The following is a 21,012-nucleotide window of genomic DNA, read 5'->3' as shown; positions in this document are numbered from 1 at the left end:
TTACTAGCCCTCTTTTTTTTATTTATCATACCGTTTTCTTTTTGATGAACTCGGGATTCCTAAAAGATCTCGATATTTTGCAACGGTTCTTCTGGAAATCACAACTTCTTCTTTTTTTAGAAGTTCAACTAACTTTTGATCCGATAATGGCTTTGCTTTATCTTCCAGATCAACTAACTCTTGTAGTTTTTTCTTTGCCATTTCTGTGGATAAATCTTCCGACCCAGTCGTATTGTTGTTTGCTATGCGGGTTGTAAAAAATTTTTTAAGTTCAAAAATGCCAAAAGTTGTTTCCAAATATTTTCCGTGAACAGCTCGACTCACAGTTGATTCATGGACATTGATTTCAGAAGCCACTTCTTTTAAGGTCAATGGTTTGATTGGTCGATTAACATCGGTGAAAAATTCTTTTTGGCGAGAAACGATTACTTGTGCCACTTTTAAAATAGTATCACCGCGTTGCATCATTGTTTTTTTTAGCCAATCAAATTCTTGCTTACGTTCTTTTAAATACGTAGCTGTTTCTTTGTCTGCTTTTTGATTCATTTGTTTGAAATAGGTTTCTTGAAAACGAATATTCGGCTGACTTGCTCGATTCGAAACTACTTGCACTTCGTTGTTGCTATGAACCAAAACCTTCACATCTGGAATGATATACAGTTCATTACTGTTGTCAAAGATCCTACCTGGACTTGGTGATAAAGTTTGAAGATAATCAAATACTTTTTGAACTTCACTAAGTTCGATTGAAAATTTTTGTGCGATCTCTTTCCATTTTCGTTGGACTAGTTCATCAAAGCATTCTTCCAAAACAATGTAAGCTAAAGCTGGAGCAAAATCATCTCTTTCAGTTTGTAACATCAAACATTCTTGAAGATTTCTAGCACCTACACCTGCCGGCTCTAGTTGTTGAATTAACGTCAATGCATCTAATAGTTGGATTGCTGATGCACCCGTGTCTTCGGACGCATCGGCCAAATCAATTGTCAAAAAACCATTTAAATCAATGTATTCAATCAAATATAAAATCATTTTACGTAAAAATGTGTCACGATAATTCAAATGTACTTGATCGATCAATGATTCAAACAACGAGCCTTTTGTATCAGGAATTTGATTAAGATAGCTTGTCTCTTCTCCATCATAATTGTTACTTGTTTTTTTGTAGTCCGGTTGCCATTCAGGCTCGACTACTTCAACCAAAGGATTTTCTAGCGCCTGATTTTCAACAAAGGCTAATAATTCTTCACTATTATATTGGAGGATTTGGATTGATTGCTGCAATTGCTGAGTCATAGCCAATTTTTGCGTTTGTTGTTGTTTTTGTGAAAAATTCTGTTGAAATTTCATTTTTTTGCCTTATCCCCTTGTAAATTATTTTTTGGTTGGTTACAATTATGCCAGTGCTTGCGTCCTTAGTGTAGTGGATATCACGTAAGATTCCGGTTCTTGAGACGGGGGTTCGATTCCCTCAGGACGCGTTCAATAGCCATTTTAGCATAATTTAAACATCTTTGCTTTCTATATTTAAAAGAAGAGGTTATGACAGAAGCAGTTGGCTTCTCCTTTTCTTGTGGAGTTTCGACTTACTTTCGAGGAAGTCGCGTCTGAAACATCATGTATTGAAACAGAGGCTGTGACAAAAGTATTGTCACAGCCTCTGTTTGTTCTCTTTTACCATCGACAAAAAAACCAACCAGCTATTTCCCAGCTAGTTGGTCCTGATCTTTCTATACATTTCTACAATTAGAATGCATTGCTCTTCAAGCGAAAGATTCGTTACTCTGTTTTTTCAGAAAATTCTTCATTGTCATACTCATCATCATCATCGTCGTCATCGTCTTCGATAATGCTCAAGTCTTCTTCAATGTTTCCTGGTAATACTTCTTCATCGTCGCTATTGTCATCCGCACCGATTTCTTGTAAATCAGAGTTGTACGCCGCGATTTCTTCATCGTCGTCATCATCATCTTCAAATAGATCATCGTCATCTTCATCAGACAAGTCAGTATCTTCTGGATCATCATCGTTATAGTCGATTGCATCTTCATCATCATTGATAAAGGCATTCACTTTTTTGCGTTTGCGGCGACGAGGTTTATCTTCATCTTCTTCGTCAATTCCATGATTTACTTCTTCATCAATTGAATCAATTGCATACCATGAGCGCAAGCCCCAACGGTTGTCACCTAAAGAAATAAAGCTGCCGTCAATATTTAAGTCAGTATAAAACTGTGCTAATGAATCACGAATATCTCCATCTGTTTTGCCAAGATAGTTTTGGATTTGATTAACTAAATCAGAAAAATCCATCACATCACCATGTTGTTCTAAAATCGCATGTGCAACTTCGATCATTGATAATTCGTTTTTGTTTGCACCTTCAAATACACTAATTTCCAATCAGGACACGTCCTTTCACAGTCTATCCCTTATCATACAAAATCAACGATAAAAAATCAAACTTTTCTTTTAAATTATGCTGTAAAATCTAAGGTCAAATGATATTCACCTAGTTTTTCTTCGCTCATAAATAGATCGTAAGCAATCACAATATTTCCTGAGGCCGGTCGATCTTTTAAACTAACATGCAGTTCGTTGGTAAATGTTTGAATCAAAATCATTCCGTAAGGTGTCTTATAGGCTGTTTCTAAACGTTCTTTGTAGCCAAATTTTAGACGCATTCGCATTTCCCCAGCACGAATTAACTGAACATGACCATCAGGAATGATTTTGATCGTCACAGGAACTTCTTGTCCTGTTTCTTCTTGAACTTCTTTATACCGTATGTATAACGTATCACCAATTTTTACCATTTGACCCGTTAAATCAAAATAAAAGTCTTGCACTTCCCCTTGCTGTTTCACTTTTGTACGTAGTTTTATTGAAATCGGTGTTCCTTGTGATAAATCCATCTCGCATTCTCCTTTACTTCTCATAGGCTTATTGTTCCCAGTTTCTGCTATTTTGTCAACCAACTTGTATATTTTTTATCTTTTTGCTTTTTTCACCCTTCTTTAGCCGCTGTTAGTTCTTCTAATAAGAAGCGTACCTAAAAACTTCTGACTGTTTTTGAGGTATACTAGGAGAGAACTAAGGGAACTAACTGAACAAGGAGTTGATGAAATGAATCCTCCTATTTTATTGGATCAAGACATCTATCAGGGCAATGACTTTTCCCCTTTTGCATTGACCGATTTATTAACCGCTGAAACGAAGAAACAGCAACAAACATTTCTTCATTTCTGGCAATATAACAAAACAGTGATTTTTGGAATGAAAGATACCCGCACACCTTTCTTTACTGAAGGTGTTCAATCCATTCGCAAAGCGGGATATACGCCTGTCGTACGAAATTCAGGAGGCTTAGGTATCGTTTCTGATACTGGTATTTTGAATGTTTCCTTGCTATTTCCACAAACAGATGATAAAAAAATTTCAATTGATGATGGTTACGAACGAATGTTAGCTTTGACCAGAAAAGCTTTTCCTGAAGCAGCCATTGAAGCTTTTGAAATTTCTGACTCCTATTGTCCTGGAACGTATGATTTGAGTATCTCTGGGAAAAAATTTGCTGGAATTGCACAACGCCGAATCAAAAACGGGATTGCCGTCATGATGTATCTAAGCGTCAATGGGAATCAACAGGCACGCGGCGAATTGATGCGAAGCTTTTATCAAGTCTCACTAAAAGAAGCTTTTGGTACAGATGGCTATCCTGCTGTTAAACCAGAAAAAATGGCGAATCTTAGCGACCTTTTACAGCAACAATTGACCGTCTCTGAGGTTAAAATCCGCTTAGCAACTGCTTTTCAAAACCTTATGGGGCAATCTGTGCCTCTCATTCCCCTTTCTTCTACTGATTGGTTACAAAACTATATTTCAGCAGATGAATGGGAAACACAGCTAGCACGAATGGCTGACAGAAATTCTATCTTAAAGGAGCAACAGTATGACAATTCCTTATAAATACCAAGTTCTTCCTATTGAAAAGGTATTTCGTGATCCTGTCCATAATTATGTCCATGTACAGCATCAAGTTATTTTGGACTTAATCAACTCAAAAGAAGTCCAGCGACTACGACGCATTAAGCAATTAGGTACAGCTTCATTTACTTTTCATGGTGCAGAACACAGTCGCTTTACACATTCATTAGGTGTGTATGAAATTTCCCGACGAATTTGTGATATCTTTTCACGGAACTACTCGAAAGAAAAAATTGGTGAAAATGGCTGGGATGACAAAGAACGATTAGTTACGCTTTGCGCGGCACTTCTTCATGATGTCGGTCACGGTCCTTACTCACATACTTTTGAACATATTTTCCATACGGATCATGAAGCAATTACCGTAGAAATCATTACTTCACCAGAAACAGAAGTTTATCAAATCTTGAATCGAGTGGAAGATGGCTTTCCCGAAAAAGTTGCAAGTGTGATTCAAAAAACGTACCCCAATCCACAGGTTGTTCAAATGATTTCTAGTCAAATCGATGCCGATCGTATGGATTATTTATTGAGAGATGCTTATTACACAGGGACTGAATATGGAACTTTTGATTTGACTAGGATTTTACGAGTGATTCGTCCCTACGAAGGTGGTATCGCCTTTTCAATGAATGGAATGCATGCTGTGGAGGATTACATTGTTAGTCGTTACCAAATGTACGTTCAAGTTTATTTCCATCCAGTTTCTCGTGGAATGGAAGTCATTTTAGAACACCTACTTCATCGGGCACATGAACTTTATTTGGAAGACTCTGCTGCATTTGAAATGCATGCACAACTGTTGCTTCCTTTCTTGGCTGAATCATTTACGTTAGATGATTACTTGAAACTTGACGATGGCGTATTAGGGACTTATTTTACACAATGGACAGAAGCAACTGATCCGATTTTAAATGATTTAGCAAAACGATTTTTAAATCGAAAACCATTAAAATCTGCCACTTTTTCCGGTGATCGCAACTCACCACTAATCGAAGAACTCACTCTATTAGTTGAAAAAGTGGGGTACAATCCTGTGTACTACACCGCAATCAATTCTAGTTATGATTTACCTTATGATTTCTATCGTCCAGAGCAAAACCGACATCGTACCCAAATTGAGATTTTGAGAAATGACGGAACTTTGATAGAATTATCCAAGGTTAGCCAATTAGTTGCTGCTTTAGCTGGTCAAGAACAAGGTGACGAACGGTTCTTCTTCCCAAAAGAAATGGTTGATCCCACTTTGAGAAACCATTATGATCTCTTTGATGAAACATATCAAGAATTTGCCAGTCACATTCAAAATGGCGCACTAATTGAAAATAAGTAAGAAAAATGTTGGAGGAAATTATGTCTATCAAATTAATCGCTATCGACATCGATGGCACGTTGTTAAATGATCAACGTGAATTAACAACGGAAGTCAAAGAAGCAATTCAACAAGCAGACAAACAAGGAGTAAATATTGTCTTATGTACGGGTCGTCCATTACCTGGTGTCAGAGAACAACTCGAAGCATTAGAATTATTCAAAGACACAGACTATGTCATCACTTATAATGGTGCTTTAGTTCAACAAACGAAAACAGGAAACATCATCGCGCGTCACGGATTGACTCACGAAGACTTTTTAGAAATCGAAGTGATGGCGCGTCGAGTTGGCAGCCACTTACACTCAATTGATGAAAAAGCAATCTACACACCAAACCGTGATATTAGCCCTTACTCTGTCCATGAGTCTGGCCTTGTAAACATGCCGTTGAAATATCGTACCCCTGAAGAAATGACACCTGACATGAATATTGTCAAAATGATGATGATCGACGAACCTGAAATCTTAGATGCAGCAATTGCGCGTCTTCCTCAAGAATTTCGTGATAAATATACAACGGTTAAAAGTGCACCTTTTTACTTTGAAGTCTTGAATAAAGAAGCCAATAAAGGAGCCGCAGTTGCAAACTTAGCACAACATCTTGGCATCAAGCAAGACGAAGTCATGGCAATTGGCGACAATGAAAATGATTTGTCAATGATCGAATATGCTGGTCTTGGAGTAGCCATGGAAAATGCTTTAACCATCGTAAAAGAAGCAGCCAACGCACTAACAGCTTCAAATGAAGAACACGGCGTAGCTGAAGCAATCAAAAAATATGTGCTAAACTAAGCCAGCTGCATCACTTATTTGAGCAACTACTATTCCCAAAAAATTAGTAAGGTGAATCAGCAAAAAGGGCTGTGACAAATGGATTGTCACAGCCTTTTTTGCTGAATAAATGGCGTTCCTAAAGCAATTTCAAGTAATAAATCTACCCTTACTAAAATTATGTGAAGTTGTTTTTAGAAACGACGTTCTTATTACTTGAAGTTAACTCCTTTGTGCCACAACTTTTTTACTTTCCTCAATGAATCACAAGCCAGAACTAAACTTTTAATAACCATCTGTTAAGTAAATCTTCTAAAATAGACGTTGAAGTTTTAAACAACTTAATTCTGTACTTACGATTTTAATTTTTTGTTTCAATTTCTTGTTCAACTTTATATTTGTCCTCTAGCCATTTTTTAACCGCCCATTGATGGCTACCTCTCTTCAGCTTCACAATCGCATCCGCAGGAGTTACCCACCAAATACGGTTTGTTGTTTCAGTAGGCTCCCCAATTTTTTCCCAACTTTTAGCAACATAAAAATAACCAGGGTTGTAATAATAGGTCGCGCGGTAGTTGGAATAAAAATATTCATCTGCTTGTCCTAAGAAACAATCAATGACTACCGTGATGCCAAGTTCTTCAATCATCTCACGAGCAATGGCTTCTTCTTTGGTTTCTTGTCCCTCAATTTCTCCGCCAGGTAGGAAAAATGCGCCATTTGGTGCCTCAACCAAAGCTATTTCTGTTTCTTTTTCTACAATGATATATGCAGCATAGCGTGTTTGATAGCTGGCTGACTGTTTCTTTTCTCCAAAAACTGGATAATCCATTCATTTTCCCACCTTTTTCTTTTTATTTTACATGAGAGTTTTCTCATGAACAAGCACCAATATTTATTTTTCTTGTTATTCTTTGCTATCATGAATAAAAAAGAAAGGAAGTTTTTATTTATGAAAATGGCACACACTTGCGTCCGTGTAAAAGACCTTGACGCATCTCTTGAATTTTATCAAACTGCGTTTGGCTTTGAAGAAAGTCGCCGTCGTGATTTTCCAGAAAATAAGTTCACTCTTGTTTACTTAACTTTGCCGGGAGATGATTACGAACTAGAATTGACGTACAACTACGATCATGAAGCATATGATCTAGGAAACGGTTATGGCCATATTGCAATTGCTGCAGATGATTTGGAAGCATTACATGAGAAACACCAAGCTGCTGGTTTAAATATAACTGACTTAAAAGGATTGCCGGGAACTGCTCCTTCTTATTACTTTGTTATCGATCCTGATGGTTACAAAATTGAAGTTATTCGTGGATAATCCACTCACTTAAAAAGAGCTAACCTAGATAGAAAAAACGCCTAAAATTCGTTTTGAAAACGTTGATTTTAGGCGTTTTTTTTGAAATGTGTTAAGAACGACGGTTTTTTTATTTTTTCCCAGTTTCTTTTTTGTTTGGAGTATCGTCAAAAAAGTACTATTTTTATTTGACTTACCCAATCATCACACTTTCTTCTGGATATTTGATTTTTATTTCTTGCTGATGAACTTTTTTCATCAATGAAAAAGCAATCGTCAACACGCCAACGCGCCCAGTATACATCAATGCCATAATCAAAATTTTCCCAACAACTGATAAATCTGGCGTCAATCCCATTGTCAAACCAACCGTGCCAAAAGCAGAGAAGACCTCAAATGCGATATATTCAAGCCCCATTTTTTCTGGTACATATTCTGTAATTGATAAAATCATTACTGCCACCACACAAAGAGTCAGTGTTAAAAAAAATAAAGTCAACGCACGCAAAATAGTTGGTTGTCGTATCGTACGTCCAAAAATTTCAGCTCTTGTTCTCCCTTTAAACATTGAACGCATTTGCGCTAGCAACACACCCAAAGTGGTTGTTTTAAGTCCCCCCGCAGTTGAACCAGAAGTTCCACCGATGTACATCAAAAACATGGTTAGGATCAAACCAGCATGGCTCATCTTAGAATAATCAATCGACGAATAACCTGCCGTTCGAGGTGTCACGCTTAAAAAGAATGTATTAACTATCCGATTACTAAAATTGCCTTGTAAAAAGTTTGCTCCATTTTTTTCCGTAAAAAGAAAAACGAAAAAACTACCTACTAACAAAATACTCGTCATACTTAAAGCAATTTTTGAGTGTAAACTGATTTTTTTCGTTTGATGAAAGGTCAACAAGTCACGCCAAACAATGAACCCTAATCCACCAGCAATAATCAATATTGAAATCACGAGTAATAAATAATTATTTTCTTGATGTGCAACCAGGCTCTCGCCTAACAAATCAAATCCAGCATTACAAAAACTAGAAATAGCATGAAAAATACCATACCAGCTTCCCTTAATCCAACCAAATTCAGGAACAAACACGATTGATAATGCCACGGCACCTACTAGCTGGATTACTAAAGCAAACTTAAAAATATAAAGCATCAAATCGGTTACACCAGCCATTTTTTCTAAATTCAACGCTTCTTTTAACACAATACGTGTACTCAAACTAATCTTTTTTCGAGCAAGCATGAAATATAAAATTGGCACCATCATAAAGCCTAATCCACCAATTTCAATTAAAATCAGCAAAACCAGTTGTCCCAAACCATTCCAATGTTCGACAGTATTTAAAGTAGTCAGTCCGGTAACACAAATCGCCGATGTCGCTGTAAACAGCGCATCCAGATAGTTGGTTGCCTCCCCACTTCGACTAAAAAATGGCAGGGATAATAAGCTTCCTCCAGTAAAAATCAGCGCAAAAAAACCGAAAGCTAATAATTGTACCGCTGATAATTTTTGAAAAAGTTGAATCAATCGTGTCTTCAAGCAAGTTCACTGCCTTCCTGTTCGTCTTGTGCTAGTTCATTTTTGAGAAAAAGAGACTTGATTTTCATCAACTCTCTTTTTTCGCTTACGCGGAATTGTAGCTACTATGAATGGCTACTTCCCATATCCTTGATTTTGATTAAACGAGTAACTTCTGCACGTTCATTTTCTTCGAGTTTCATTTGAATGTAATAAATCGTTTCTTCCAACTGAGGAATCGTCATGTACTCTAAAGCATTTACTCTTCGTCGTGTTTTTTCAATTTCGCTTGCCATCAACTGACACGTTTTTTCGATTTCCGTTAATGCTAACAGTTTAGGCAACACACTCGTAAATTGTTCAATTGCTTGATCTAGTTCTGCATTGGAGTTTAAATAGCCATATTCTAACGGCGCTTCTCCCAGTCGGTCATCATATTGAAAGTTCATCACAGGTACCTTGACGCTCATAATATTTTTTTCAGTCACTGCTAATTCCATCGTTTCGGCAGGTAGCACAAACAATTCTTCAATGAAGGCTTCATTGATTGATGCATTCGCAAGAACCACATTTGCCATGGCAGCCTGTAACTCAGCTTCCATTTCTTGACGAAGCTGATGATTTTTGCGAACGAGTAGAATAAACTGACGCATCAATTCATCTTGCTTATCTTTCAGTAATTTGTGTCCACGAGTAGCCGTTGTTAACTGTTTTTTTAAACGAGTAAACTCCATACGCGTTGGATTCACCGTTAGTCTTGCCATTAGCGCACTTCCTTTTCAGGTAAATATTCCTCTAGCAACTCTTCTTTGATTCGCTTTAACTCTGTCCTTGGTAACATCGAAAGTAATTCCCAACCTAGGTCAAGGGTTTCAAAAATTGAGCGATTCGTGGTAAATCCTTGATTGATGTACTCTTCTTCAAAACGGTTCGCAAATTTTGCATAGATTTTATCCACATCAGACAACGCCGACTCACCTAATACGATTGCAAGTTCTTTCGCTTGCTTTCCTTGCGCATAAGCTGCAAATAATTGATTCATCGTAGCTGCGTGATCGACCCTTGTTTTGCCGGCACCCGTTCCTTTATCCTTTAGTCGAGATAAGGAAGGTAACACATCAATCGGCGGCTGAATCCCACTCTTATACAATTCTCGTGATAAAATAATCTGCCCTTCTGTGATATAACCTGTCAAATCAGGAATCGGATGCGTTTTGTCATCTTCTGGCATCGTCAAAATCGGAATCTGAGTGACAGAACCCTTTACGCCACGAATTCGACCAGCACGTTCAAATAACGTTGCTAGATTCGTGTATAGATACCCTGGATAGCCACGACGTCCTGGAACCTCTCGCCGTGCCGCAGAAATTTCGCGCAAAGCTTCCGCATAATTGGTCATGTCTGTCATAATGACCAAGACATGCATCCCTTTTTCATAAGCTAAATACTCTGCTGCTGTCAATGCCATTCGTGGTGTAGCGATCCGCTCAATTGCAGGATCGTTAGCCAGATTCATAAACATGACACTTCGATCAATTGCACCCGTTTGACGAAAGTCTTCCATGAAAAATTCTGCTTCCTCAAATGTAATCCCAATTGCGGCAAAGACGACAGCAAAATCTTCCGCTTCATTCAGTACCGTTGCTTGTCGAGCAATTTGAGCGGCCAATTCTTTATGTGGGAGTCCTGAACCAGAGAATACAGGTAATTTTTGTCCTCTTACTAACGTATTCAAATGATCGATTGCTGAAATACCAGTTTGAATAAATTCATCGGGATAATCTCGTGCAACTGGATTGATAACTTCCCCATTAATATCGACTTTTTTCTCTGCCAAAATTTCTGGACCATGATCTTTCGGGCGACCTAGACCATCAAAGACTCTGCCAATCATGTCTTCAGAAACACCAAGTTCTAACGGATGCCCAAGAAATCGTACAGCAGAATCTCGCAGATTAATACCACTAGTTCCTTCAAAAATCTGAACCATTGCTTTGTCTTCTTGAACTTCTAACACTTGTCCTCGGCGAATTTCACCATTTTGCATACGAACTTCAATCAGCTCTTCGTACTTTACACCTGCTACTTTTTCTACCGCCATCAAAGGACCAACTACTTCACCAATCGTTTGGTATTCTTTAATCAACAGTCATTCCTCCTTCCACAATGATTTTTTGGATTGTTTCTTTCGTTTCAACCAATAGTGCATCAAGCTGCTGGATTTCAGTTTCTGGTATATATTTACTTCGTGCAATTCGGTCACGAAGGACAACCGTTCCTTCCATAATTTCAGTTAAATATGAACCTACAGACAGCGCACGACGCGCTTCTTGTCCAAACGTTAAAATCAGTTGCAACATTTTGAACTGTTTTTCTCTTGAAGTAAATGTATCAACATCATCAAAAGCATTTTGCTGAAGATAGTCTTCTCGAATTGACTTTGCAACTTCCAAAGTCAAACGATCATTATCAGAAAGTGAATCAATCCCAACTAAACGAACGATTTCATTTAATTGTTCTTCCTCTTTTAATATACGCATGCCTTCTGTAACCATTTTTGACCAGTCTGCTTGCAATACTTGATCCAAATATTGACCAACTTCCGTCGAATACAAAGAATAACTTTGCATCCAGTTGATTGATGGAAAATGACGACGTTGTGCTAGGTTAGCATCTAACCCCCAGAAAACTTTCACCACACGCAATGTATTCTGTGTCACAGGCTCAGAAATATCTCCACCTGAAGGAGAAACGGCACTGATGGCTGTAATGCTACCTTCTCGAGGCACTGAACCAAGAGTCATTACTCGCCCTGACCGCTCATAATATTCTGCTAAACGCGAGCCCAGATAAGCTGGATACCCCTCGTCTCCCGGCATTTCTTCCAATCTACCACTCATTTCTCGTAAAGCTTCCGCCCAACGAGAAGTAGAATCTGCCATGATTGCCACATCATACCCCATATCACGGAAATACTCAGCAATTGTAATGCCTGTATAAATCGACGCTTCTCGTGCCGCAACTGGCATATTTGATGTGTTTGCAATTAAAACTGTACGTTCCATGATGGATTCACCAGTATTTGGATCAATCAATTCAGGAAATTCATTTAAGACATCCGTCATCTCGTTTCCACGCTCGCCACAACCAACATAAACAACCATATCAACATCTGCCCATTTAGCAATTTGATGCTGCACAACTGTTTTTCCAGCTCCAAATGGTCCGGGAACAGCTGCTGCTCCTCCCTTTGTCACTGGGAAGAAAGTATCAATCACTCGTTGTCCAGTAATCATAGGCGCTTCTGGGTTGCGTTTTTCCTTAATTGGTCGACTTCGTCTCACTGGCCATTTTTGCATCATCGTTAATTCTTGACTTCCTTGTTCAGTTTCAAGAACACATACAGCTTCATCAATCGTGAAATTTCCTGACGCTAATTGGCTGATTTTCCCACTGATTCCATTTGGAACCATGATTTTATGTTGGATTACTTTCGTTTCAGCCACAGTTCCAATTACATCCCCCGCAACGACAAACTCTCCTACCTCAGCTGTTGCTTCAAACCACCATTTTTTCTCATGATCTAAAGCTGGTAGTTGTACACCCCGACCTAAAAAATTACTTTGGGTGATTTCCATGAAGGTATCCAACGGGCGCTGGATACCATCAAACATTTGAGAAATAATTCCTGGTCCCAGTTCAACAGACAGTGCTTCGCCCGTTGAACGTACTGGTTCACCTGGTCCAATTCCTGATGTTTCTTCATAAACTTGGATTGAAGCGACATCACCACGCATTTCAATGATTTCGCCAATAACCCCAAGTTCTCCTACTAAACACATATCTTGAATGCTAGCATCACTCATATTTTCAGCCATAACAAGTGGTCCAGACACTTTGATAATTCTTCCAATTTGCAAATCATTCGCTCCTTTTCCCTACTATAAAATATTTTGACCTACGGCTTTTTCAACATTGTTTTGAATTTCAGTTAAGCCAATCTTCTCTGTTCCTTGATAATTAGGAATCAATACGATTGCTGGTATCAGTTGTTCTTGGTAGCGAGCAATTACTTCTGGGATGGAAGTCGCACATTGTTCTGTGACATAGATTACACCATAGCCCTCTTTTGCCATTTGCTCCACGAGTCGACGTACATTCTGTGGATTTGTTTCAAAGTGAACATCAAAACCAACTAACTGAAAAGGTAAGACAGATGCCTTGTCACCAATTACACCAATTTTATGTCCCATAGACTGTCCTCACCCGCTCTCTGATTTGTTCTGTACTAAATTGGCTACGTTTACCAACTGCTAACAAACGCAAATTTTTTCCTTCTACTTCTTTTGCATTTAAAAAAGCAAGTAATGGTAATGGACCAAAAGCCTGTGTTTGCGCCTCTTGATAAAGGGAGGAAAGGTAATCATCCTTCAAACGTTCCAAAGTAATTAGATCAATTTCTGTTTCTTTTAGTGCAGGGCGAATAATTTCTGCATAATCAGTTGTTAATAAAAAGCGAGTATATGCTTCTAATTCTTGACCAACAAAAGACAAAAAGATTTCCTTTTCGATGCCACCCGCACTTGAAAGAACAGTTGTCATAAATCCTTTCGTTCGATTTTGACTCAGTCCACGTGCCGTCGTTGTAATATTTGTGAGATCAATCAATGCAATGATTTCCGTTAACAGTTCCTTGTACCCAAGTTTCTCGCCAAGTCGGCGCTGTTCTGTTAGAAAATGACGATCATAAATCACATCAATTCCCTGTAAAATAGTTGCCCCTTCAAAATAATCAAACACTTCACGGATACTGGCAAGTAATGTCTCCGGTAATTCAGCAGAATCTTGTGTTCGAACCGCTTCTTTCATCATATCTAATGAATAGAAGCCGTCATCAATAAATAACTGATCCAGCTTTTTGCCTGTTAGCTCTGCCTTAGTTAAAACTTTCAAGTTATGGAAAGTAAAGCGCATCGTATAAATCCAAAGAATCTCTGGTTCAGGAACTCGTTCCTTTAGCCATGCAAACAATTCACTTTGTTCCTTTGCTAAGTTTTGTTCCAATTCGTATTCAAATCCCTCATAAACATAAGGTTGATAAATCGTCGTTTTCAATTGTTCGCCAAATGCGTCGATTGAAGGGGCTTGAATCAAACGCTCAAAATCTTCATTCGTCAATAATTCAAGCTCTCTCCCGCGAATCAAAGGATTTAATTCGTGATAGTTCATCGTTCCCCTCCTTAAGTAAACAATTGTTGTGCTAGTTCATACCCCATCGAGCCTCTTAGCTCCGTCACTAACCGACTAAACAAAAAATTGTATTGAATTCCTTTACTGTCCAAGACAAAACCAGCTTCATTTGGGATTACCTTTGGATCTTTAACTAATGTAAAGGGCAGTTTTTGAGAGAAATCTTTTATTTGCTCTTCCGTAAAAATATCTGCCGATTTTTCACCTACGCGAAAGATTACTTCTCCTTTTAATGCCAATGGACTTAAAGCTGTCTGTACAAATGCGAGAACATCTTGTGGTTTCCACGCTTCCATTTTCTCAATTGCTTCATCAAATAACTTATCTAAAAAAGCTTGTTTTTGATTTAGCATATCTTGTCGAGCTTCGACTTGCTGACGATTTTCTAATTGACGATAGTGTCGCTCTAATGACTCGAGTTGCTTACGCTCTTGTTGCTGAAAAGTAGTCGTTACTTGTTCTGATTTTTGTTTGAACACTTGCTCAATCTTTTTACGTTCAGCTGTCTCAAAAGCAGCACGTTCATTTGCTGCGTCTTCATTTATTTGCTTAATGATTTGTTCAATGGCATCCATTGATTCTCCTCCTTTACGTTTACGCGTTTAAAACTAATAAGAAAGAAATCACGAAGCCTAAAATCGCATAGGTTTCAACCATCGCAGCAAAAATAATTCCTTTCGTTGCATGTTCCGGTTTTTTCGCTAAAATTTGAATACCTGCTGCCGCCACTTTACCTTGTGCAATACCAGAAAATAATCCTGTAAATGCAATTGGTAAAGATGCACCTAGATAGCTCATTCCTTGAACAACAGATAGGTCGCCACTCAAGTTGATGAAAATCAAGAAAGCAATTACGAAGCCGTAGAGTCCTTGCGTTCCTGGTAACAATTGTAAAATCAGTGCCTGACCAAATTTTTCTGGTTGGCTAGTTGTCAGTGCTGCTGCTGCTTCACCAGTCATTCCCACACCTTTAGCTGAACCAATTCCTGAAAAAATCGTAGCCACGCCCATCGCTAATACTGCAAAAACAATTCCACCGTTATTTGTAATTAAGTAATCCATCATTTGTTAAAACTCCTCCATTATTCACTTTTTTTGTTTTCGATGATTGATGTTGACATATTTTTCTGCGGTTTTAAGTGGTTGAAATGCTCGCCCACCACCTGTATAAAACTTGCCAAAAAATTCGACATATTGTAACCGAGCACCATGAACATAGGCACTCAATAATGTTAAGAATAGATTTAATGCATGTAAGAGAACAATCAAAAACAAACCTGCACTAAATCGCGCTACTGGCGGCATAAATGCTACCAACATATTAAACGCGGCGGCGATACTTCCACCAGAAATCCCAAGTGCCATCAAACGAGTATAACTAACTAGGTCACCGATATAGCTCGTTAATCCGTATAGATTGTATACGCCCTTGGCAGCCCCTTTCGCTTTCGAAGTAGACTGAATGATTGGAATAATCACAATACAAAGCGCCGATAAAATCGCAATACTGCCTCCAAGATACAAAAATTGTTTTTGTTTTAACACAACTGCTCCGACTACAGCTAAGACAATTCCGATTAAGATACCTTGCCATGCAAATCCTTCGCTAATCGCATTTAAGTACGCTTTTCTCTTCAAGTTTTCTTTTGCTGAAACAAATAGACCAACTAAGATTTGAATCAAACCAAAAATAACTGATAAAATCAAAATCGTATTAACATCTTCTGTTGTTGATAAAATAGGAAATGGTAGTGGTAGACCAAAGATTGTTTTTGGTAACGCCATGCCGAAAAATGAACTGTAAATCAAGCCCCAGATAATCGTTGGGATAGATAAAATCTCAAAAAACTTAACAAATCTTGTAAGTCCACGTGGTAAAGTGACCCATTTTTGTAATAAGATCGAACCAATCAATAACAATAACCCATACCCAACATCTGCAACCATCATACCGAAAAAGACAAGATAAAACGGCATGAACCATGGCGTTGGATCAACTTCTTCGTATTTTGGTAAACTATACATCTCTGTTAGTAATTCAAATGGCTCGACTAGTGGATGATTGGTTAATTTTGTTGGTACTTCCATTTGAATTTCTTCGACTGTTGGTGACTCAAATTGAACATGAACAGCCGAAGCTGGAAGTTTTTCTGCTAAAGCTGTCATCAAATCTTCCTTTGTATCTATTCCAATCCAGCCTTGTAAAACAATCAGTTGCTTTGAACGCACAAATTGTTGCTTGACTCTTTCACGTTCAATCAGCGCTAAGGTCACTTCTTCCACCCATTCAAATTCACGAATCTTTTCACGATACAAACCAATCTTGGCAGCTAGTTCCTTTTGGTTAGTTTGCACTTCTAGCAATTGCTGTTTGATTTTGGTTAAAGCTTTGCTTGGCACTTCATCATAGGGATAATTACACACCGTTAAGCCATGCCGACCTGCAAGTTCTGCTACCTGTTCTGCTGCGTCTTGCAAAGTAATATACGCCAAGTAAACAGATTTTGGTGTAGAATAAATCTCTTCCAAATAAACAGGTAATTGTGCTACAGCTGTTTGAAAAGGCTCCAAACTAGTTGTTCCCATACTTCCCAAAACTAGAACTGTCTTTTGACTATGAAAAGTTGCAGGAATCACATCCAAGTATTGCCAATTTGAAAGATATTCCTCTTCTTCCGTTAGTTCTTTACGTCGTTCACTTAGCTTCTGCCACTGTTTTTTTAATTCCAAGATTTCTTGTAATTTTTTCAAAAAATCAGCTTCTGAATAAGCAACTTCTAATTCATGCAAAGAAAGTTCCGTTCGTTTTAAATGAACCAGCTTTTGTTGAGAATGACCATGATGCTCAATAAATTGAACCGCTTCACGAATTGATTGTAACCGTTGTTCTAATTCATGTTGACTCGTATTCTCAGTAAAAGTTTTGGTCTGTGGAAAGTAGGTATCGACCCAATGATTATTAGTCGTTTCTTGAAATAAATTGCGGAATTCAACTTGTTGAATTCCTTGGATAGCTTGTAAAACAGCTTCTTGGTTCTTCTGATCTGAAATGAGTGTGACTTTTTCCATCTTAGTGACGGACATATTCTTTCACCCTTTCAATAATTAGATCTATTGCATGTTCTTGATGTTCGGCATATTGTTCAGCTAGTGTTTGTTGAACCTGTTGGATTTCCTCATCTAACTGTTTTTGTTTGGTCTGAAGTGTTGCTTCTTTGATTTGTTTTTTCTCTGAAAGAAGTTGAGTCAATTCTTGTCTTTTTCTTTCCTCAATCACGTGAATCTCATCTTCTTTTTTCTTTGTTAACTGTTGCATCTCAGTACGCAAAACTTGCATCTGTTGTTCATTTTTTTCTTCCGCTTTACGAATCTGTTCCAAAATTTCTAACAAATCGTTCACATCCTTTCGATAAAAAAAAAGAGGTAACTGCCTTTCAAGTTCATTGAAAGCAGCTACCTCTAACGATATCTGTCTGGTAATCGAGCTACTTTCAACAACTGTTCTTCTCACCCCTTGAAGAACTTGATCCTTGAAAGCTTGCGCCCAACCTTTTTTATTTGAATTTGTCTTTCATTATAGCAAAATGAGGTAAATGTTCAACCATTTTCGGACGCTTTTTAATGGCGACTTACAAAAAAAGTCTAGCCAACCCTAATGGCATCAGGGTTTCAGTACCACAAAAAATTCAAAGTATTTCCACTTTTTTTCAAAAGTTGTTACAATCAGTTTAGTTACAGTCTGGAGGAACAACTATGCAACCTATTATTGGAATTGCCGGTAATCATTTAAATAAAGCAACAGATACTTTTCAAGGAAATGAAGTTACTTATACCCCACAAGGATTTGTTCAAGCAGTGAAACAAGCAGGTGGTTTACCACTCGTCTTTCCTATACTTGAACCAAGCTACGCAGCTGCCTTTATCAGCCGTGTCGATAAATTATTATTAGCTGGGGGACAAGATATCAGCCCTCAATTATATCAGCAAGATCCACATCCAAAGCTACAAGAAACTAACTTGAACCGAGATCTTTTTGAACAAGCATTGATCAAAGAAGCAATCAAACAAAAGAAACCCATTTTTTCTGTTTGCCGTGGTACACAATTAGTGAATGTCGTACTAGGTGGAACCTTGTATCAGGATCTTTCCCTCTATCCCAATTGGGCAGTTAAACACGAACAACAACCAACTGTGCCAACTTTTGCTACTCATGAAGTAAAGGTCTCTGCTAATAGTCTACTTGGTTCTTTGTTACCAGAATCTTATTTTGTCAATTCCTACCATCATCAAGCGATCAAAGATTTAGCTCCTTCATTGAAAGCAATCGCCATTGCAAATGACGGAATCATTGAGGCAGTCGAGAGTAAAAATCCCGAAGAAAAAATTTTTGGTGTTCAATGGCACCCTGAGTTGACACACCAAGTCAATCCACTGGATCAAAGTCTCTTCGATTACTTTGTCAATGAACTATAAAAAAGAGGTTGTGGCGCAAAGCGTTTAGCTCCGAAAAAATAATGAGCAACTGACAAAAATAGCATGCCATATTTTTAGGCAGTTACGAATTATTTCGAGGAACTGCTTGGGGAACACCGTGTATGAGGTTGTAAAAGAAGTGCCCAGCTCCAATAAATAAGAATAAATTACCAGAAATTGCTTCTCAAATTTTTGAGTAATTTGGGCTTATTTTGCAGGAGTTACTTCTTGAACACCGTGAATAAGGTTGTGGCGCAAAGCATTTAGCTTCAAGCAATAAGAATGCTTTTCTAAAAATAGTTTTCCATATTTTAAGAAAAGAGGACTTATTGCCGAAGGAGCTGCTTTGGGAACACCGTTTGTTAGAAAAAAGGAGATATGACAAGACTTTTGTCACATCTCCTTTTTCTAATTAATTCAATTATCTGGTTGGATAAATCTCTAGTAATTGATGTAGATGATTAATCTCTCGTTGAAGGACTCTTCCCTTAGTCGTAGTTCGATTTAAACGACGTGGCAACTGTTGATCAATCACCTTTTTAACATAGGTTCCCTCATCTGTCTGCGCTAATTGCTGTTCGATTGATACAAAGGGATAATGAGTGACTAACTGGAAACCATAAGAATTCAAAAGTAGTGAATAGCCAGCAATCCCCGTTGTTTTCTGATACGCTTTAGACAGTCCTCCATCAATCACAAAAACAGTTCCCTCCGCTTTGACTGGTGACTCACCTTTACAAACTTTCACAGGAGTATGACCATTGATAATCACTGAACCAGTCGATTTTATACCAAATGAGGACAAGACCTTTTGGCTAAACCATAACTCATTTCTCAAACGATAGTAGGCGTTACTTTTTTCCACATGGGTCTGTGTTTCTTCTAAAAAATAGCGTTCAAAGGTTGCCATTTTACTTTTTCCAAATAAAGGTGAAACCCGCCCACTCCAAGCATACCAAATATAATCCGTTGCTAAATCTTCACCAGAATCTGGTGTCTTTGCACTTTCACGAATTTTTTCTTCAAAAAATGTTAACAGCTCAACTCCTCCAACAACTTGCTCTTGCTCTAACGCTAAAAAGTTTCCCTTTTCATCCACTGGAATACACCCATGGAATAACAAATGGTCATTGTAAACGAGATACATCGCTCCTTTTTCCAATAAAAATTCCATGTGGTTCTTCATTCGTAGCGAGTGCTGAAAGGAATACATCAAACTATCAATTATTTGCTCCTCTTCTTTTGTCAATTGTTCAGGTGTTTCAGGGGAAATTGTTTGAAAGCAGGCACCTTTAATCGAATAGCTTGCTCCTTCTAAAGTAATTATTTCTTTTTCATAATCAATTTTGTGTAGAAGTTGGCGCTCGTCCATTTCAAATTCTGGTCTTCGCATGAGCAACTGCTCTTCAACTTTAAATTGCATAATCGCTAATGCTTGATGAACTTGTTCCAATTCACTTTGTTCAGAATCGGTCATAGTTTCGCTGTTTTTTGGTGTAAACACAGCATTTTTTTTATACGTTTGATGGGCAAACGAAAATAATGGTCGTAAATTAATCGCGTATTCTTTTTCTAACTCAAACAAATAATTATAGCGTGTTGCAATACGCAGTAAAGTCAACAAGCAAGCTTTTGAACCATAAAATGCACCTAACCATAAAATATCATGATTTCCCCACTGAATATCAATTGATGATTGTGTCATCAATCGATCCATCACTTTCGCCGCTTGTGTTCCGCGATCAAAAATATCACCAACAATGTGTAAATGATCGATCACTAACGTTTGAATCGTTAACGCAAGTTTTTCTAAAAAACGATCGACTTCTCCTAACCGTACAAGTTGTTCAATCACTTTTTGTGCGTAAGCTTTCTTTCCTTGTAACCGATTATCTAAGTACAAAAGTTCTTCGATAATATAGCTGTATTCTTTAGGTAAACTTTTTCTAACTTTAGACCGAGTATATTTAACTGAGGTAAATCCCAAGAGATCAATCAACTGTACGACTAGTTGTTCCTTTTCTTGTTGAACGTACCAAGCTGTTCGTTGCACATATTCTGGGTAAGCAACAAACAAAGTTAACTGATTTCTTTCCTCTTCCGATAATTGATTTTCAAATAATTCGCGAACTTTTTCCTTCAAGTTTCCTGAACCAATTCGCAAAATATGATCGAAAGCAGGAAATTCACCATGAATATCGCTTAAAAATAATTCCGTTCCTTTAGGCAATTGTAAAATCGCTTCTAAATTAATGATTTCAGTTAAAACTGCTTCGGTCGTTGGAAATTTTTCTGACAATAATTCTAAATACGGATCCATCAATGA

At 37.9% G+C, this 21,012-nt stretch carries 20 protein-coding genes, 1 tRNA gene and 1 other annotated feature; of the genes, 6 read left to right on the top strand and 15 right to left on the bottom strand.

Annotation, left to right across the window (positions count from 1 at the left end; translation table 11 throughout):
• Positions 1-18: 18 nt before the first annotated feature.
• On the bottom strand, positions 19-1,350 hold the full coding sequence (gene rpoN, locus RV17_RS04725) for an RNA polymerase factor sigma-54 (RefSeq protein ID WP_071868667.1): 1,332 nt from the start codon (positions 1,348-1,350) through the stop codon (positions 19-21).
• 59 nt (positions 1,351-1,409) lie between these two features.
• On the opposite strand from rpoN, the gene RV17_RS04720 reads away from it, so the two are divergent.
• A tRNA-Arg gene (locus tag RV17_RS04720) sits at positions 1,410-1,481 on the top strand.
• 298 nt (positions 1,482-1,779) lie between these two features.
• Here RV17_RS04720 and rpoE read toward each other — a convergent pair.
• Together rpoE and RV17_RS04710 are read right to left on the bottom strand one after the other, a co-directional pair.
• Positions 1,780-2,403 carry a DNA-directed RNA polymerase subunit delta gene (gene rpoE / locus RV17_RS04715; protein ID WP_071868666.1) on the bottom strand — a complete coding sequence of 208 codons (624 nt, stop codon included), beginning with the start codon at positions 2,401-2,403 and terminating at the stop codon, positions 1,780-1,782.
• A 74-nt stretch (positions 2,404-2,477) separates the two neighbouring features.
• Positions 2,478-2,915: a YwiB family protein gene (locus RV17_RS04710; RefSeq protein ID WP_071868665.1), complete on the bottom strand. Its 438-nt coding sequence runs from the start codon at positions 2,913-2,915 to the stop codon at positions 2,478-2,480.
• Between the two features lie 211 nt (positions 2,916-3,126).
• Between RV17_RS04710 and RV17_RS04705 the strand changes: the two genes are divergently transcribed.
• Genes RV17_RS04705 through yidA form a run of 3 tightly spaced genes read left to right on the top strand, consistent with a single transcriptional unit; the run spans position 3,127 to position 6,153 of the window.
• A complete protein-coding gene (locus RV17_RS04705) occupies positions 3,127-3,969 on the top strand; it encodes a lipoate--protein ligase family protein (protein ID WP_071868664.1) in 843 nt (280 codons plus the stop codon).
• Positions 3,953-5,320 (top strand): HD domain-containing protein, encoded by a 1,368-nt coding sequence (locus RV17_RS04700; protein WP_067483731.1) that lies wholly within the window; start codon positions 3,953-3,955, stop codon positions 5,318-5,320. Before RV17_RS04705 ends, RV17_RS04700 begins: the two co-directional genes overlap by 17 nt.
• 20 nt (positions 5,321-5,340) lie before the next feature.
• On the top strand, positions 5,341-6,153 hold the full coding sequence (gene yidA / locus RV17_RS04695; protein WP_071868663.1) for a sugar-phosphatase: 813 nt from the start codon (positions 5,341-5,343) through the stop codon (positions 6,151-6,153).
• Positions 6,154-6,493: 340 nt separating this feature from the next.
• Here yidA and RV17_RS04690 read toward each other — a convergent pair whose 3' ends face one another.
• Positions 6,494-6,964, bottom strand: coding sequence for an NUDIX hydrolase (locus RV17_RS04690; protein WP_067483727.1), 471 nt, complete (start codon positions 6,962-6,964; stop codon positions 6,494-6,496).
• A 120-nt stretch (positions 6,965-7,084) separates the two neighbouring features.
• Here RV17_RS04690 and gloA point away from each other — a divergent pair, with 120 nt between their 5' ends.
• Positions 7,085-7,456: a lactoylglutathione lyase gene (gloA, locus tag RV17_RS04685; protein WP_067484141.1), complete on the top strand. Its 372-nt coding sequence runs from the start codon at positions 7,085-7,087 to the stop codon at positions 7,454-7,456.
• A gap of 172 nt (positions 7,457-7,628) precedes the next feature.
• On the opposite strand, the gene RV17_RS04680 is transcribed toward gloA, so the two are convergent.
• The 10 genes from RV17_RS04680 to RV17_RS04635 all read right to left on the bottom strand — a co-directional run bounded on the left by RV17_RS04680 (position 7,629) and on the right by RV17_RS04635 (position 17,604).
• Entirely contained in the window at positions 7,629-8,984 is a 1,356-nt protein-coding gene (locus RV17_RS04680; protein ID WP_071868662.1) for a TrkH family potassium uptake protein, read from the bottom strand.
• Positions 8,985-9,088: 104 nt separating this feature from the next.
• Complete coding sequence (locus tag RV17_RS04675; protein ID WP_067483725.1) at positions 9,089-9,727, bottom strand: V-type ATP synthase subunit D; 639 nt, start codon at positions 9,725-9,727, stop codon at positions 9,089-9,091.
• Positions 9,727-11,109 (bottom strand): V-type ATP synthase subunit B, encoded by a 1,383-nt coding sequence (locus RV17_RS04670; RefSeq protein WP_067483724.1) that lies wholly within the window; start codon positions 11,107-11,109, stop codon positions 9,727-9,729. Before RV17_RS04670 ends, RV17_RS04675 begins: the two co-directional genes overlap by 1 nt.
• Entirely contained in the window at positions 11,102-12,883 is a 1,782-nt protein-coding gene (locus RV17_RS04665) for a V-type ATP synthase subunit A (RefSeq protein ID WP_071868661.1), read from the bottom strand. The genes RV17_RS04670 and RV17_RS04665 overlap by 8 nt, the downstream gene beginning before the upstream one ends.
• A 21-nt stretch (positions 12,884-12,904) precedes the next feature.
• On the bottom strand, positions 12,905-13,216 hold the full coding sequence (locus tag RV17_RS04660) for a V-type ATP synthase subunit F (RefSeq protein ID WP_071868660.1): 312 nt from the start codon (positions 13,214-13,216) through the stop codon (positions 12,905-12,907).
• Positions 13,206-14,192, bottom strand: coding sequence for a V-type ATPase subunit (locus RV17_RS04655; RefSeq protein ID WP_071868659.1), 987 nt, complete (start codon positions 14,190-14,192; stop codon positions 13,206-13,208). Before RV17_RS04655 ends, RV17_RS04660 begins: the two co-directional genes overlap by 11 nt.
• 11 nt (positions 14,193-14,203) lie before the next feature.
• Positions 14,204-14,788 carry an ATPase V gene (locus RV17_RS04650; RefSeq protein WP_071868658.1) on the bottom strand — a complete coding sequence of 195 codons (585 nt, stop codon included), beginning with the start codon at positions 14,786-14,788 and terminating at the stop codon, positions 14,204-14,206.
• A gap of 19 nt (positions 14,789-14,807) precedes the next feature.
• Positions 14,808-15,278 (bottom strand): V-type ATP synthase subunit K, encoded by a 471-nt coding sequence (locus tag RV17_RS04645; RefSeq protein ID WP_067483716.1) that lies wholly within the window; start codon positions 15,276-15,278, stop codon positions 14,808-14,810.
• A gap of 21 nt (positions 15,279-15,299) precedes the next feature.
• Positions 15,300-17,297: a V-type ATP synthase subunit I gene (locus tag RV17_RS04640; RefSeq protein WP_071868657.1), complete on the bottom strand. Its 1,998-nt coding sequence runs from the start codon at positions 17,295-17,297 to the stop codon at positions 15,300-15,302.
• Complete coding sequence (locus RV17_RS04635) at positions 17,284-17,604, bottom strand: hypothetical protein (RefSeq protein WP_067483714.1); 321 nt, start codon at positions 17,602-17,604, stop codon at positions 17,284-17,286. Before RV17_RS04635 ends, RV17_RS04640 begins: the two co-directional genes overlap by 14 nt.
• Before the next feature lie 110 nt (positions 17,605-17,714).
• Positions 17,715-17,763: a sequence feature (sodium ion sensor (DUF1646 type); this cis-regulatory element may regulate processes involved in with the transportation of sodium ions), on the bottom strand.
• 203 nt (positions 17,764-17,966) lie between these two features.
• On the opposite strand from RV17_RS04635, the gene RV17_RS04630 reads away from it, so the two are divergent.
• Positions 17,967-18,686, top strand: a complete 720-nt coding sequence (locus tag RV17_RS04630) for a gamma-glutamyl-gamma-aminobutyrate hydrolase family protein (protein ID WP_067483712.1) — start codon at positions 17,967-17,969, stop codon at positions 18,684-18,686.
• Positions 18,687-19,107: 421 nt separating this feature from the next.
• Here RV17_RS04630 and RV17_RS04625 read toward each other — a convergent pair whose 3' ends face one another.
• Positions 19,108-21,006: a fructose-1,6-bisphosphatase gene (locus RV17_RS04625; RefSeq protein WP_071868656.1), complete on the bottom strand. Its 1,899-nt coding sequence runs from the start codon at positions 21,004-21,006 to the stop codon at positions 19,108-19,110.
• Positions 21,007-21,012 lie beyond the last annotated feature (6 nt).

The sequence above is a fragment of the Enterococcus thailandicus genome, from assembly GCF_001886265.1.
Classification (GTDB): Bacteria; Bacillota; Bacilli; order Lactobacillales; family Enterococcaceae; genus Enterococcus_B; species Enterococcus_B thailandicus.
This window is presented reverse-complemented; position numbering and strand designations above follow the sequence as displayed.